The sequence below is a fragment of the Streptococcus sp. 20925_1_69 genome, assembly GCF_041432365.1.
Taxonomy (GTDB): Bacteria; Bacillota; Bacilli; order Lactobacillales; family Streptococcaceae; genus Streptococcus.
Genome location: NZ_JAPVZL010000003.1, coordinates 77,196 through 91,273 on the forward strand (window position 1 = coordinate 77,196; position 14,078 = coordinate 91,273).

At 34.7% G+C, this 14,078-nt stretch carries 12 protein-coding genes; 9 read left to right on the plus strand and 3 right to left on the minus strand.

The genetic code is table 11. The annotated features are described in order from the left end of the window. Position 1 precedes the first annotated feature (1 nt). From O3601_RS02925 to O3601_RS02935, 3 genes are all read right to left on the minus strand, one after another. Positions 2 to 1,264, minus strand: coding sequence for an NRAMP family divalent metal transporter (locus tag O3601_RS02925; protein ID WP_371471051.1), 1,263 nt, complete (start codon positions 1,262 to 1,264; stop codon positions 2 to 4). A gap of 205 nt (positions 1,265 to 1,469) precedes the next feature. Beyond that, complete coding sequence (locus O3601_RS02930) at positions 1,470 to 1,928, minus strand: DUF3021 domain-containing protein (protein WP_371471053.1); 459 nt, start codon at positions 1,926 to 1,928, stop codon at positions 1,470 to 1,472. After that, entirely contained in the window at positions 1,925 to 2,365 is a 441-nt protein-coding gene (locus O3601_RS02935; protein WP_371471055.1) for a LytTR family DNA-binding domain-containing protein, read from the minus strand. The genes O3601_RS02930 and O3601_RS02935 overlap by 4 nt, the downstream gene beginning before the upstream one ends. A 433-nt stretch (positions 2,366 to 2,798) precedes the next feature. Here O3601_RS02935 and O3601_RS02940 point away from each other — a divergent pair, with 433 nt between their 5' ends. From O3601_RS02940 to O3601_RS02980, 9 genes are all read left to right on the plus strand, one after another. Next, entirely contained in the window at positions 2,799 to 3,665 is an 867-nt protein-coding gene (locus O3601_RS02940) for a helix-turn-helix domain-containing protein (RefSeq protein WP_371471056.1), read from the plus strand. A gap of 150 nt (positions 3,666 to 3,815) precedes the next feature. Further along, on the plus strand, positions 3,816 to 3,950 hold the full coding sequence (locus O3601_RS02945; protein ID WP_371471057.1) for a hypothetical protein: 135 nt from the start codon (positions 3,816 to 3,818) through the stop codon (positions 3,948 to 3,950). A 302-nt stretch (positions 3,951 to 4,252) separates the two neighbouring features. After that, positions 4,253 to 5,839 carry an ATP-binding cassette domain-containing protein gene (locus O3601_RS02950; RefSeq protein WP_371471058.1) on the plus strand — a complete coding sequence of 529 codons (1,587 nt, stop codon included), beginning with the start codon at positions 4,253 to 4,255 and terminating at the stop codon, positions 5,837 to 5,839. Positions 5,840 to 5,874: 35 nt separating this feature from the next. Next, a complete protein-coding gene (locus tag O3601_RS02955; protein ID WP_371471059.1) occupies positions 5,875 to 8,772 on the plus strand; it encodes a lantibiotic dehydratase in 2,898 nt (965 codons plus the stop codon). Positions 8,773 to 8,802: 30 nt separating this feature from the next. After that, positions 8,803 to 9,573, plus strand: a complete 771-nt coding sequence (locus O3601_RS02960) for an arginase family protein (RefSeq protein WP_371471061.1) — start codon at positions 8,803 to 8,805, stop codon at positions 9,571 to 9,573. Beyond that, positions 9,566 to 10,621, plus strand: coding sequence for a lanthionine synthetase LanC family protein (locus tag O3601_RS02965; protein WP_371471063.1), 1,056 nt, complete (start codon positions 9,566 to 9,568; stop codon positions 10,619 to 10,621). The genes O3601_RS02960 and O3601_RS02965 overlap by 8 nt, the downstream gene beginning before the upstream one ends. 284 nt (positions 10,622 to 10,905) lie before the next feature. Beyond that, entirely contained in the window at positions 10,906 to 12,855 is a 1,950-nt protein-coding gene (mutL, locus tag O3601_RS02970) for a DNA mismatch repair endonuclease MutL (protein WP_371471065.1), read from the plus strand. 15 nt (positions 12,856 to 12,870) lie between these two features. After that, positions 12,871 to 13,464: a Holliday junction branch migration protein RuvA gene (gene ruvA, locus O3601_RS02975; RefSeq protein ID WP_088794076.1), complete on the plus strand. Its 594-nt coding sequence runs from the start codon at positions 12,871 to 12,873 to the stop codon at positions 13,462 to 13,464. A 9-nt stretch (positions 13,465 to 13,473) separates the two neighbouring features. Next, positions 13,474 to 14,037: a DNA-3-methyladenine glycosylase I gene (locus O3601_RS02980; protein ID WP_371471066.1), complete on the plus strand. Its 564-nt coding sequence runs from the start codon at positions 13,474 to 13,476 to the stop codon at positions 14,035 to 14,037. Positions 14,038 to 14,078: the final 41 nt, after the last annotated feature.

Here is a 14,078-nt window from a genome sequence, read left to right on the forward strand (position 1 = left end):
ATTATCCTGCTTTTCCGATTGCAAGTGCGTAGATAAAGAAGATGGCGAAACCAAAGAGGAAAATCAATCCTGCAATGGCAAGGTGTTTGAGCCAAGAAGGAAGATTTTTGTTTTCACGCGTTACCAAGGCGTAGTTCAAAAGAGCGAAGAATGGTGTTGTCAGGAAAGAACCAATCATAGCAAAGCGGAGCATGGTTGAAACCTGACCAGCGAAGAACTTGATAATGACGATACCGATGATAGCAGTGATGGTCATCCAGATGTTCAAAGATTTACTACTGTCTTCTTTTTGACTGATTAGCAGTCGGAGAGATTCCTGGTTGACGCGAGAATAGCCATCGATAACAGTGATAACCGTTCCAAAGATACAGAGGAAGGCAATAAAGGTAATCAAGTAACGGGACCATTCGCCAAGAACAGAGGCATACATGCCCACGAATTGAGAGATGTATTTGGCTGAAGCAGCTTCAACCGCCTGCCCTGTAGGATACTGAATCAGTGCTCCTAGTGCCACAAAGAAGACGGCTAGGATAGCTGTTCCAATATAACCAGTGTTAAAGTCAAACAGAGCGTCTTCTGTGTTAAAGTTGACGGTCTTTCTCTTTTCAGCAGACCAAAGTGAATTGATAGCTGAAATTTCAATAGGAGCTGGCATCCATCCTAAGAGGGAAACGATGAAGGGTAGAGCTGCCATTTGCCAAGGTGTTTTCTCGACAAAATTAGAACTGTATTCTGGATGTTTAATCGCCGCGATGATAACTGCAAGAACAGTTGCAATGGTCAAAGCTGACATGATCCATTTTGCCATGCCGTCTAAGAGTTTGTAACCTCCAAAGAGTAACATAGCCCAAATGATTGCAACGAGAATGAGGGACCACTGAGTGATGCTAAGTCCAATCATTGGGAAGGCACTGGCGATGATAGCTGAGCACAGAATAGCAACACCAGCCGTGTTGACCATAGCCGAAAAGACATTGAGAATAAAGAAAATCCAGAGATAGAGTTTTCCTTTTTCGGCATAACCTTCAACCAAAGTCTTTCCAGTATCAGCTGTGTATTCAGCACCAAAACGGAAAAATGGATATTTAAAGACATTGGCTAGGATGACCAAGAGAAGTAGAGACCAACCGTAAGAACCGCCAGCTTGAGTAGAAGATACAATGTGAGAACCTCCAACAGCGGCAGAAGCCATTAGGATTCCCGGTCCCATTGCTTTTAGTTTACTTGCCCAGGTGGATTGATTTAACGAAATAGCTTGTGACATGATAGATACTCCTTTTTGAATTTTCAGAATAATCTGGATATGTAATCTATATTCTACAAAAAACTTTGGGAAAATGCAAGAATATTTTGAAAAAAGATAGAAAATTTACAAAGAAAATCTGAAAATAACTGCTATGATAGTAAGGTACAGCAGGGTGAATAAAAACCGAGAAGTTTCTTTCTCGGATTTGCTTATTATGAGGTTCCTATTGTCTATGCTCCAAGAGTTGATTGATATGGTCTACTTTTTTAGCTTCTCTTTTATAGAGAATGGCCCAAATGATGAGATAGACAATCGCAAACTCAAATATGAGCTGGAGATAGAAGATCCAGTGGAAAGGGAACCAACCTGCTAGAGTGGCTAGTGGGACAAAGCCAGCCAGCATAAGGAAGAAATGAGTGAGAGTCGCACGGAGTAAGCTCCAGTCACGCTTGAACAAGCTGTTGCCAAAGTTGAAGAGAATACCGATAGCTGCCCAGATAAGTGTGCAGTAGAGCAAGACCAGGGCACCGTGAATCTGATGTTGGGTCATCACTTGGCCGACGAGAGATTCAGGGCTAAGTGGAGCGTAGGTATTTGGTGCATAAATGAGTGAAAAGATGATAGAGAGGATAAGGCCGATAAGAACACCGGTGGCTGCGTCGTGAAATACTTGTTTTTTCATAGTTCTAATTTCTCCTTGATGGTTTTTAGGTAACGGCGTGAAGAGTAGGTGAGGTTTTCATTTTTTAGAAAGATTTCTACCAGGCCGTTGGGCGTAAGCTTGAGGTGAGAGATGGAGTCGATATTGATGATTTCTGATTGCGAAATTTGGATAAAATTGCTTGGTAAGAGTTCAAGAACCTGATAGAGTCGTAAGTCAATGGTGTAGGTCTGAGATGAAGTTTCTGCTAGAACCTTCCGATTCTCGATATAGAAGCGTTGAATCTTGCCAATCTCAACGAGATGGACCTGATTATCGATTTTTCCTTTGATTGTTTCTTTTTGGTCAAGATTTTCTGCGAACTCGATGACTTTCTGGACTTTTTCGGTTTCTTGAGGTGCTTGTACAATCAGCTTTTCCTCTTCGTAAGTCTCGCTAATCTGTAGGTCTACTTTCATAAATTTCTCTCCTTTTCAGTTATACAAGGTTGTGATCACTTCCTGTACACTTTTATTAAACACTATTTTACGACACCTGGCAAGGGACTTTGTCTATGTGGAGGGATTTGGTTCCTATGTGGCGCTTGCTTTTCTGTCCTTTCTGAAATATGGTATAATAGCACTAATCAATTTCTAGGAAAATAGATACGGAAAGGGGCTGAAAGAACTAGGGGAACAGTTGGAATTAGAAAGTGATAGGTATGAAAAGTGGCGTTGAAGCTGAATAAGTTTATAAAGCGTTTGAATGAAGAAATGGAAAGTAAATAAGTTGACGATGAATTACAAAATAGATTTTATCTACAATTTGTATCTTTCAAATCATTGATTTGAATTTTAGATTTAATCATGCTACAATTAAAACTGAAATCAAATAGAAGAGGAAGATGCAAACGTGGGTACACTATTAGCAACAAGATTAAAAAATAGACGGAAAGAATTAAAAATGTCTCAGCGAGAACTAGCTGAAGGTATCTGTAAACAGGGGCAAATCAGTCGATTAGAGAGCGGAGAGTTTACCCCTGGAGCGGATTTCCTGCATGCCCTTGCTAAGAAGTTAAAAGTCAGTATGGATTATTTTTTTGATGAGCAGGTTGTAGAGAAAGTTGAGGAGTTATCAGAATTTAAGAAATTAGCACAGACATTTATTACAAATCGCAATTATGAGTCTTTGAAATATATATATGAATTGGAGAATGTAAAAGCTCACCGCCTATCTTTAGCAGATAAAATCTACATGGAATGGATAAAATCTCTGATAGATTTTTATTTTTACGGACAGAAAGAAGATGCGATTGTACGATTAGAGGGGGTATTATCACAGTTAAGTATATCTGATTTGAACTATCTCCAAGTTTCAAACACCCTATTCAATTTTTATTATGATATTGGAGATTTAGGTCGTTTCAATAAAATTCGTGAAAAACTAGAGTATCAAGTAAATCAACTCAATTTGAGTACAATCGAAGAGTTAGAACTGTCTATTAAGTTTAACTACAACGTTTGTCGTTATTTATGGTTACAGAAAAATATTGAAGAAGCTATTACTAAAATTACAGCTACTATAAAACAATGTAAGGCTTACAGAACGAATTATTTTTTGGCTGATTTGTACTTATTGATGGGAAACGTAAGTGAAAATTTTTCTTCTAAAAGTTCGGTGAAAGAATATTTTGAGACAGCTCATTTCCTTTACAAATTAGAGGAAAACATGTCAATGGCTTTGAAAGTTGAGCATTACATTGCAGATATAACAGAATAATAACTACGGTGTTCAAGTGAGCATCGTTTTTCAAAACTAATTTAGATACAAAAAAGTATCAAACAAAAAAAAATAAAAAAACATTATAAAAATACTTGACGAGCTAATTTTGAAGTGATAAAATAAATGCAAGAAAAAAAGGAGAGGTATATGAGAAGTTTGTTTAAGAAAATAGTTGCTGTATTAGTTATTGGCTTAATTCTGTTAGGAATTGCGAGAACACCTCAAATTCATAAGATAGCTAGAGGGATTGATCCAGGTCCAGCGAATGGGAAAGCTCTCTAACTATTCAGACTAATCTATAACGACATTATGAGGTTTGATAAGATTTCTCCTCACCGGATAAAAATCTTAAATCTATTTATGGAAGGATAAACATGCTATGGAAAATACAGATCTTACTTTAAAACAAGAAGATATTTCTATTGATGTTGACGACATTGATGTAGCTGCTATCTTGATGGGAAGAAATCAGCCAAGTCAGCGTGCATGTTAAAGTGCATTTTGTTGAGTCAGGGGTGATAATCATTATCGCTCCTGATTTTTATTAGGTTAATTTAATTAAAGAAGTTATAAAAGAGTCTCGAATGAAAAAATATTTTTATCAAAATCCCTTTTTAGTAGGTCAATTTTTAATAGTAAATATCATTGGAGCCATTTCTGTACTGAGCTTGGCTTTTGTGCTAGAAGGCATTATTGATTCTATTTCAAATGTTAATTCAAAAACATTCATCTTATATGTAGTGTTGTTGCTAGTCTACATAGTTTTTGATTCTGCAATGGAGTACTGTGTTGAAGTTTCAAATCAGAAATTAATTCAAAAAATTTTACATGATATACGAAGTGATTTGACTGATAGTAACGGAAGAAAACCATTGATTGATGTTTATCGTAGTAATCCTGAAATGCATATTTCAACCTATACTAATGAATTAGAAGTCTTAGAAAAACAATATTTAGAGCAAATTATTAGTATAACTAATGATATTTTAGTTTTTATTTTTGCCTCAGTCATATCTTTGTTTATACAACCGTCATATACTATCATAATGGTCGTTTTGAGTTTACTTCCTCTTTTTTATCCTTTGTTAACTCAAAATTCTTTACAAAATGCAAGAGATGTAAGTGTAAAATCAAAAGAAAATTATTTTAATGTGGTATCAGATTTTTACTCTGGTTTAAAGACAGTCAAACTATTTAATGCAGTACACCCTTTCACTGATATTGTGAATTCAAAAAGTAAGCAGTTAGGACAATCTAATGTAGCTTATTACAAAAAGGCAAACTCAATAGAGGCAATATCATACGCAATTACAATGGTTGTAAATCAGGGAGCTTGGGTAGTTGGAGGATTTTTTGTACTCAAGGGAAGACTTTCTCTAGGAGAATTTATTGGACTTCGTCAATTAGTTATGTATATTACTTATCCAATTACTAATATGAAACATAGCTATACTGATATATTATCTTCAAAAAAATTGGTTAATAATCTGGTTGCAACTATAAATCGAGCACCAGCGGATACCGCTAATATGAAAAATGTAAAAATTAATACAATTGAGCTTGTTGATTTTGGAATATCTGGTGGGGAGCAAAATATATTACAAAATATAAATTTAACATTTAAGGTAGATAAAAAATATCTCATTGTTGGAAAAAGTGGTAGTGGGAAAAGTACGCTTTTGAATTCATTAATAGGTTTGATACCAGATGGTTTTAATATTAATGGAAACATCTTAGTTAATGGACAGGATTTAACTAGTATTAAGTTAGATTACTCGTCAGTTGCTTACGTGGAGCAGAAAACCTTTATTTTTGATAAACCAGCTATTGATAATTTGACAATGTATAAAGATTATGATAAAAGTCTAGTTCATCAAGTGTTACAGAAGGTAAGCTTAGAAAATATTAATTTAGAGGATAGCATCAAAAATAAGTTGTCTGGGGGACAAGAGAGGAGACTAGATTTTGCTAGATCTCTACTTGCGAATAAGGAAATTTTACTTTTGGACGAGGTTACATCGTCTCTAGATAAAGAAAATAGATTGCGTATTGAAGAATTAGTTGCCTCAGTGCAGGGGAAAATGGTTATTTGTATTGCTCACGAACCATCAGATAATTTCATCTCAATGTTTGATGAAGTAATAACTCTTGAAGAAGGAATGATTACTTAGATGTAAAAATATCATAATAGACTTAGGAAAAATTTATGAAAAAAGAAATACTACCTCAATATGTTTATAGAGATAAAATGGGTAATAGTGCAGCTTTAAAGGAATATTACTCGCTAAAATTTGATAAGGTAGATAGCTGCTATGAGTATATTTGGAAAAACATTTTACTTCAAGAAGCAATTTTACTTTGTAATCGAACTCTTTTTATGGAGTTATCAAATTTTTATAAAAAATCAGAGAAAAATAAGAGAAGACTATTACGAACTTTAGAAAATTATTTTATTAGATTTTGTACACGCCCCTCAACATTCTTCACGTTTGGATATGTAGGAGTAGGAGAATTTTCTCATGGTGCGATAGAAGAAAATCTGAAATGTGAATCAAAGAGTGTAGAAAAGATAACAGATATTTCTACAGAGTGGGCTTTTGATTTTTTAAAATTGATTTTGAGAGAACGAGATGTATTAAAAGAACTATTCGTATTTTTAAATCCCAATTTAATAGGAGTCGGAGCAAAGCTGTTAAATCAGAAACTGTATTTTTGCCAATCAGATATACAAAAAATTGTCTTGACGGATTTAAACATTGTTCTTTCAGACATTATCGAGACTTGTAAAACACCTTTAAAAATAAGTTCCCTAGTTAATTTGTTATTAGAGAAGGGATTTGAATTAAATACTATTTATGACTATATACAGCAATTGATAGATAGTGAGATATTATTTTTTGAATGTTTTGAGATATTAACCAGAGACAATAAAATAAATTTGATAGATGATTTTATTAATAGAATAGAATTAATACCTGCAAAATTCAAAAGGCAAATTTCTTGTATAAAATCAAAAATAGAATTATATAATAGTATTCCTCTAGGAGAGGGGAGTCGAATTCTAATAGATTTATATAGTATTATGGACGATATATGTAAGGTAAATACCCCGCTTAATATTTTATGTATTAGTCATCAGAGATTTCAGATAGATTATCAGATAAAGAATGAAATAGAAGAGTTTCTTAATATACTATTAACTATTAATTTAAAATATAAGCAAGAGCACAGTCTGAAAGAATATACAAGAAAATTTTATAATTTGTATGGTAGCAACAATTTAGTGCCTTTAACGGAATTGCTTTCAGTTAAAGGGTTAGGTTCTCCTTCAAACTATTCAAACCCAATTTTGAGTACTTATTTAGGAGAAACTTTAAATATTAATGATGGAACAGATAAATTCCAACATGACTTAGTGAATCAGATTTTGAACACTACCAGTGGTGAAGAGATAAAATTAGAGAATTTAATTGAACAAGGACGGGTAGTCAAGGATAGTTTTCCTACTGCTGAAGTAGTTTTTTCAATTTATGAAGTTGATAATGGAATTCAATTAAAATGGCATGGGAATCAATATTCAGATAATTTTTTTTCGATTTCTGGGAAATATGTGCCGTGCTTTAAAGAATATCTCAATATACACGAAATGTTAGAAATAGAGAGAAAATTTTATAATGAAGTTTTAGTTGGAGTTGATGAGTTTCATAGTAATTTAGTTCTAAACGATATTAAGAGAGAGAATGCTTTAGATAGCTTGATATTAGATTTTCCATTTTTTAAAAATATTGATATTTCAGATGTATATATATACTTAGATAACAAGAATAACTTTCAAGTTTTTTCTAAGAAAACAAATACCCATATGCGTGTTATAAAGAGAAATAGAATTTCTCCAAATCTGTTAAATAATCAGACTAGATTTTTATATAGTATTTTTTGTAATCAATTATCGTATTACGATTTCTATAAAGCATTTTCAGTTGAATATTTACATTATCAAAATAGGATAGTCTATAAAGATATAATTGTATATACTAAGACATGGCGGATATCTAAAAATGCCAATTTTGATAAATTTATAAAAGAATATACTGTTCCAAAACTTGTAAATTTAGTAGAGGGGGACATGGAGTTACTGATAAATTTAGATAAAAAAGGAGATATAGAGAAGGTAAAACAAAAACTAAAGACAGATAAAGTAGTTTTAACAGAGTACTTAGGGGAGTTAAAAAGCTCTAATGAAATAATAGCATTTTCAAAAAATATAGATAATAGTACACAGTATTTAGAAAAAAACTGTGGCTTGGAGGAAGTACATCTGGTATCTAAAGACTGGTTTAGTTTTCATTTGTATTGTAAAGAGGAATTAACATCGATTTGTGTAGAAGATATTTTAAAGAGGTTCTTAAATTTGATTGCTGACGATATTCAATATAGTATGAATTTTGTTCAATATTACTACGATGAATATCATATTCGATTTAGAATTAAAATTTTGGGAACAAATGATACTGATAAAATTAAAGTTTTAATGTTAATGATAAAACTTTTTTCATCTAGTATAGACGACGGACTTCTAACACGGTATGAGATGCTACCGTATCGAATAGATTTTTCACTACTTGGTGGTTCAGATAGTGCTTGGAATATCGAGAAGATATTAACACTAGATTCTCTTTATGTTATTTCTAATTATTCCATTTTGAGAACACTCCCGATACAATATTATGTACTTATACTACAAAGTATTTTTGAATCATTTGAAATAGACAATGCGGAATTAATCAAACATTTTAAGGACATTGAAGTATCAAAAAATTACTCGTTATATAGAAATGTAAAAAAAGAAATCAAAAATATAGATTTAGATGTTTTTCCATTTAGTGAGGAACTTTTCAAAAAATGTAAATATCTAGTCGAACTATCAAATGAAATTGAGAGTAAACGAAAAGTTAATACATCTGAAAAAATAGAAATTGCTAAGAGATATATACATCTATTTTTAAATAAAATTTTTTTCAATAAATTTTATGAGGAGAAAATTTATCAACTGTTCTATCTATATTTAATGGATAAAAAATTTATCCAGAAATCTAAAATGTAAGTTTGATTATAAATGATTAAGGAGGAGTAAATGTTTATAAATTTACCTTATAAAGGACGAACAAAAGTACCAGGATCCGAATGTGGATTTAATAATTTTATTAGAAATAACTATTTAGAGAGAAAGTATTATTTACAAAATAACTTTATAAATGTCTCTGATTATGAAAATAGTGATTTAATATCAGAATTGAAATCAAAAATATCTTCTCGGTATAGTGAAGAGGACATATTTATTTTTGGCGGCGATCATTGTACTACCAGTTTTGTTTTTGATCATATTATTGATACTGAGAAAAGTATCGGAATTATAATATTTGATGCTCATTTAGATAAAGGAGATATATCGGATGGATATTATAATTGGAATGTTCTTAGTTGGATAGAGGATAGTATTGAGAGTGGTATGATAATAGGAACTAGACACGATTATTATAAGGTTCTTACCCCTAGAAAATATAAAGTTTATGATGATATCGCAGTATATGAAAATAAAGAAATTATCCTAGAAAATATAAAAGAATACTTTGAAAAATTTGATACTATTTACATTAGTCTTGATGTCGATGTTCTAAATGTATCGGACTTTCCAGGTGTTAGCTTTCCAATGCCTGGGGGGTTAAGTTTAGTAAATCTTGTATACTTTATCAGACAAATAAAAGAAATCAAAAAAATACATGGAAAAAATATAATTTGGGACTTGGTTGAATATAATCCTCTTGTAGAGTCTACAATTTCTAACATCACCTTACAGCGTATACTAACGGAAATTAATACAGATAATTATACCAAATATGATTGAAAGAATACTGAACAAAATTGAGCAGGATTTTCTGCAATTAGATTTTAAAGAACTATCGAATAATGAAAATTATCCAGAAATATTGTATAATATATTACTTTTTTTGTCTTGTTTATCAGATTCAGAATATATAGATTACATTGATGAACAGTTCTATGAATTTATTTTAAAAGAAATATATCTTAATAAATCAAGATTTAAGTTGTCATTTTATAATGGTATGACCGGCATTGTTTTCTTGTTAGAACATAGTAAGTTGAATAGCGAGTATTCTGGTTTATTGAGTCAATATTTCAATAAAACTATAAGTGATACTATATTGGTATTACTTCCTTTTTTTAAGGACTCAAAGAAAGAGTATGAATTTTTTGGAGGCTTGTTAGGAATTGTATATTATTATTTACAGAGAAAAACACCAATAAATCATAAGGAATCGTACATTTTAGAAGAAAGTTTAAATAAATTATTAGGGGTTATAAAAAAAGAAATAGATATAGAAAGTTTTGATATTTCGCTTATACATGGAATGGTATCGTTTTTGAAAATATTTCGTAGTTATTTGGAAAAAGAAGAATCTAAAGAAATAAAGGAAATATATAATAAAATGATGGATTGTTACTTGAAGCTAGTTATAGACAAAGAAAAATTTGAGGAAATTTTTGGTAAAAAAATGGGATGGTGTAACAGTAGACTTTCTATACTTTTATTACTACATTCACTACCAGTTGAACAAGAGATAAGTAGCTACTTGTATAATGAATTATTAGAGATATTTGATAGCAGTGGAAGTTGGAAATATGATGATTCATATCTTTGCCATGGTTATGCTGGAATGAGCATTATGATGTGTGCATTTAATTACACAGGAAAAAATAGAATTTTTGTAAGAGAGAAGCTTCGTGAAGAATTACAAAATAGTAAAAATTTACTTGGTAATCTAAATCAATCACCGAATATCATTGAAAATTGCTTAGGGGTCATACTGGCTCTTATTAATGATTTTTCTAATAAAGTGGAAATTCTTAACAAAATCATGCTAACACTATGAAAACTGAGGCAATCTCGGTTTTTTGTTTATCCCAAACATATAACTTACTCTTCAAACCATGTCAGCGTCGTCTTGCCGTACTAAAGTACTGTCTGCGCCTAGCTTTCTAGTTTGCTCTTTGATTTTTATTGAGTATACCACTATTTTATGCCCCCTTGCAAGGGACTTTGTCTATGTGGAGGGATTTGGTTCCTATGTGGCGATTGCTTTTCTGTCCTATCTGAAATATGGTATAATAGCACTAATCAATTTCTAGAAAAATAGATACAGAAAGGGGCTGAAAGATGTCTCATATTATTGAATTGCCAGAGGTGCTGGCAAACCAGATTGCAGCTGGAGAGGTCATTGAACGTCCTGCTAGTGTGGTCAAAGAGTTGGTAGAAAATGCCATTGACGCTGGCTCTAGTCAGATTATCGTCGAGATTGAGGAGGCAGGTCTCAAGAAAATCCAAATCACGGATAATGGTCATGGAATTGCCCACGATGAGGTGGAATTGGCCCTGCGTCGTCATGCGACCAGTAAGATAAAAAATCAGGCAGATCTCTTTCGGATTCGGACGCTTGGTTTTCGAGGTGAAGCCCTGCCTTCTATCGCTTCTGTTAGTGTTCTGACTCTGTTAACGGCGGTAGATGGTGCTAGTCACGGAACTAAGCTAGTCGCGCGTGGAGGAGAAGTTGAAGAAGTCATCCCAGCGACTAGTCCTGTGGGAACCAAGGTTTGTGTGGAGGACCTCTTTTTCAACACGCCTGCCCGTCTCAAGTATATGAAGAGCCAGCAAGCGGAGTTGTCTCATATCATTGATATTGTCAACCGTCTGGGCTTGGCCCATCCTGAGGTTTCTTTTAGTTTGATCAGTGATGGCAAGGAAATGACGCGGACAGCAGGTACTGGTCAACTGCGACAAGCTATTGCAGGGATTTACGGTTTAGCCAGCGCCAAGAAGATGATTGAAATTGAGAATTCGGATCTTGATTTCGAAATTTCAGGCTTTGTGTCCTTGCCTGAGTTAACTCGAGCCAACCGCAACTATATCAGCCTCTTCATCAATGGCCGTTATATCAAAAACTTCTTGCTCAATCGTGCAATTCTTGACGGCTATGGTAGTAAGCTTATGGTAGGCCGTTTTCCACTGGCTGTCATTCACATCCATATCGACCCTTATCTAGCGGATGTCAATGTTCATCCAACCAAGCAAGAGGTGCGGATTTCTAAGGAAAAAGAACTGATGACGCTGGTCTCAGAAGCTATTTCCAAGAGTCTCAAGGAGCAAACCTTAATACCAGATGCTTTGGAGAATCTTGCCAAATCGACTGTGCGCAATCGTGAGAAGGTGGAGCAAACTATTCTCCCACTCAAAGAAAATACACTTTACTATGAGAATACTGAGCCGACAAGACCTAGTCAAGCTGAAGTAGCTGATTATCAGGTAGAATTAACTGATGAAGGACAGGATTTGACCCTGTTTGCCAAGGAAACCTTGAACCAATTGACCAAGCCAGCAAAACTGCATTTTGCAGAGAGAAAGCCTGCTAACTATGACCAATTAGATCATCCAGAGTTAGACTTAGCAAGTCTTGATAAGGCCTATGACAAGCTGGAGCGAGAAGAATCATCAAGTTTCCCAGAGTTAGAATTTTTCGGGCAAATGCATGGAACCTATCTCTTTGCCCAAGGGCGAGATGGGCTCTACATCATAGACCAACATGCGGCTCAGGAACGGGTCAAGTATGAGGAATATCGTGAAAGCATTGGCAATGTTGACCAGAGCCAGCAGCAACTCCTAGTACCTTATATCTTTGAATTTCCAGCGGATGATGCCCTCCGTCTCAAGGAAAGGATGGCACATTTGGAGGAAGTAGGAGTCTTTCTAGCAGAGTACGGGGAAAATCAATTTATCCTACGTGAACATCCTATTTGGATGGCAGAAGAAGAGATTGAATCAGGCATCTATGAGATGTGTGACATGCTCCTTTTGACCAAGGAGGTTTCTATCAAGAAATATCGAGCAGAGCTGGCTATCATGATGTCCTGCAAGCGGTCTATCAAGGCCAACCATCGTATCGATGATCATTCAGCCAGACAACTCCTCTATCAGCTTTCTCAATGTGACAATCCCTATAACTGTCCCCACGGACGTCCTGTTTTGGTGCATTTTACCAAGTCGGATATGGAAAAGATGTTCCGACGTATTCAGGAAAATCACACCAGTCTCCGTGAGTTGGGGAAATATTAAACTAAAAGGAAAACTATGTACGAATATTTAAAAGGAATCATTACCAAAATCACTGCTAAATACATTGTTCTTGAAGTCAACGGTATCGGCTATATCTTGCATGTGGCCAATCCTTATGCCTACTCAGGACAGGTCAACCAAGAAACTCAAATTTATGTGCATCAGGTTGTGCGTGAGGATGCTCATCTGCTTTATGGATTTCGCTCAGAAGACGAGAAAAAGCTCTTTCTCAGTCTGATTTCGGTATCTGGGATTGGTCCTGTATCAGCTCTTGCTATTATCGCTGCCGATGACAATGCTGGCTTGGTTCAAGCCATCGAAACCAAGAACATCACCTACTTGACTAAGTTCCCTAAAATTGGTAAGAAAACAGCCCAGCAGATGGTGCTGGACTTGGAAGGCAAGGTAGTAGTTGCAGGAGATGACCTTCCTGCTAAGGTGGCAGTGCAAGCAAGCGCTGAAAACCAAGAATTGGAGGAAGCTATGGAAGCCATGCTGGCTCTGGGCTACAAGGCGACCGAGCTCAAGAAAATTAAGAAATTCTTTGAAGGAACGACAGATACAGCTGAGAACTATATCAAGTCAGCCCTTAAGATGTTGGTCAAATAGGAGTAGAGCATGACAAAACGTTGTTCTTGGGTCAAGATGACCAATCCGCTTTATATCGCCTACCATGATGAGGAGTGGGGGCAACCCCTCCATGATGATCAAGCATTGTTTGAGTTATTGTGTATGGAAACTTATCAGGCAGGCCTGTCTTGGGAAACGGTGCTCAACAAACGTCAAGCTTTCCGAGAAGTCTTTCATGGCTATCACATTCAAGCGGTCGCAGAGATGACCGACACCGAACTGGAAGCCATGCTGGACAATCCAGCCATCATCCGAAATAGAGCCAAGATTTTTGCTACACGCGCTAACGCCCAATCCTTTCTACGGTTACAGGCAGAGTATGGCTCTTTTGATGCCTATCTTTGGTCTTTTGTTGAGGGGAAAACGATCGTTAATGATGTTCCCGATTATCGCCAAGCCCCAGCTAAAACACCCTTGTCTGAAAAATTAGCCAAAGATCTCAAAAAACGAGGCTTCAAGTTCACAGGCCCAGTCGCCGTCTTGTCTTTTCTACAAGCAGCAGGCCTAGTTGATGACCACGAGAATGATTGCGAGTGGAAAAGCAGCAATTAGTGAGTATAGGTAATTAGAATATCTAAGAATATAGAAAAAGC

Excerpts from the sequence above, each read along its gene's own strand:
- O3601_RS02935 (WP_371471055.1), bottom strand. The coding sequence starts at position 2,365 with ATGAAAGTAGACCTACAGATTAGCGAGACTTACGAAGAGGAAAAGCTG.
- O3601_RS02945 (WP_371471057.1), top strand. The coding sequence starts at position 3,816 with ATGAGAAGTTTGTTTAAGAAAATAGTTGCTGTATTAGTTATTGGCTTA.
- O3601_RS02925 (WP_371471051.1), bottom strand. The coding sequence starts at position 1,264 with ATGTCACAAGCTATTTCGTTAAATCAATCCACCTGGGCAAGTAAACTA.
- O3601_RS02980 (WP_371471066.1), top strand. The coding sequence starts at position 13,474 with ATGACAAAACGTTGTTCTTGGGTCAAGATGACCAATCCGCTTTATATC.
- O3601_RS02965 (WP_371471063.1), top strand. The coding sequence starts at position 9,566 with ATGATTGAAAGAATACTGAACAAAATTGAGCAGGATTTTCTGCAATTA.
- mutL (WP_371471065.1), top strand. The coding sequence starts at position 10,906 with ATGTCTCATATTATTGAATTGCCAGAGGTGCTGGCAAACCAGATTGCA.
- ruvA (WP_088794076.1), top strand. The coding sequence starts at position 12,871 with ATGTACGAATATTTAAAAGGAATCATTACCAAAATCACTGCTAAATAC.
- O3601_RS02960 (WP_371471061.1), top strand. The coding sequence starts at position 8,803 with ATGTTTATAAATTTACCTTATAAAGGACGAACAAAAGTACCAGGATCC.
- O3601_RS02930 (WP_371471053.1), bottom strand. The coding sequence starts at position 1,928 with ATGAAAAAACAAGTATTTCACGACGCAGCCACCGGTGTTCTTATCGGC.
- O3601_RS02955 (WP_371471059.1), top strand. The coding sequence starts at position 5,875 with ATGAAAAAAGAAATACTACCTCAATATGTTTATAGAGATAAAATGGGT.
- O3601_RS02950 (WP_371471058.1), top strand. The coding sequence starts at position 4,253 with ATGAAAAAATATTTTTATCAAAATCCCTTTTTAGTAGGTCAATTTTTA.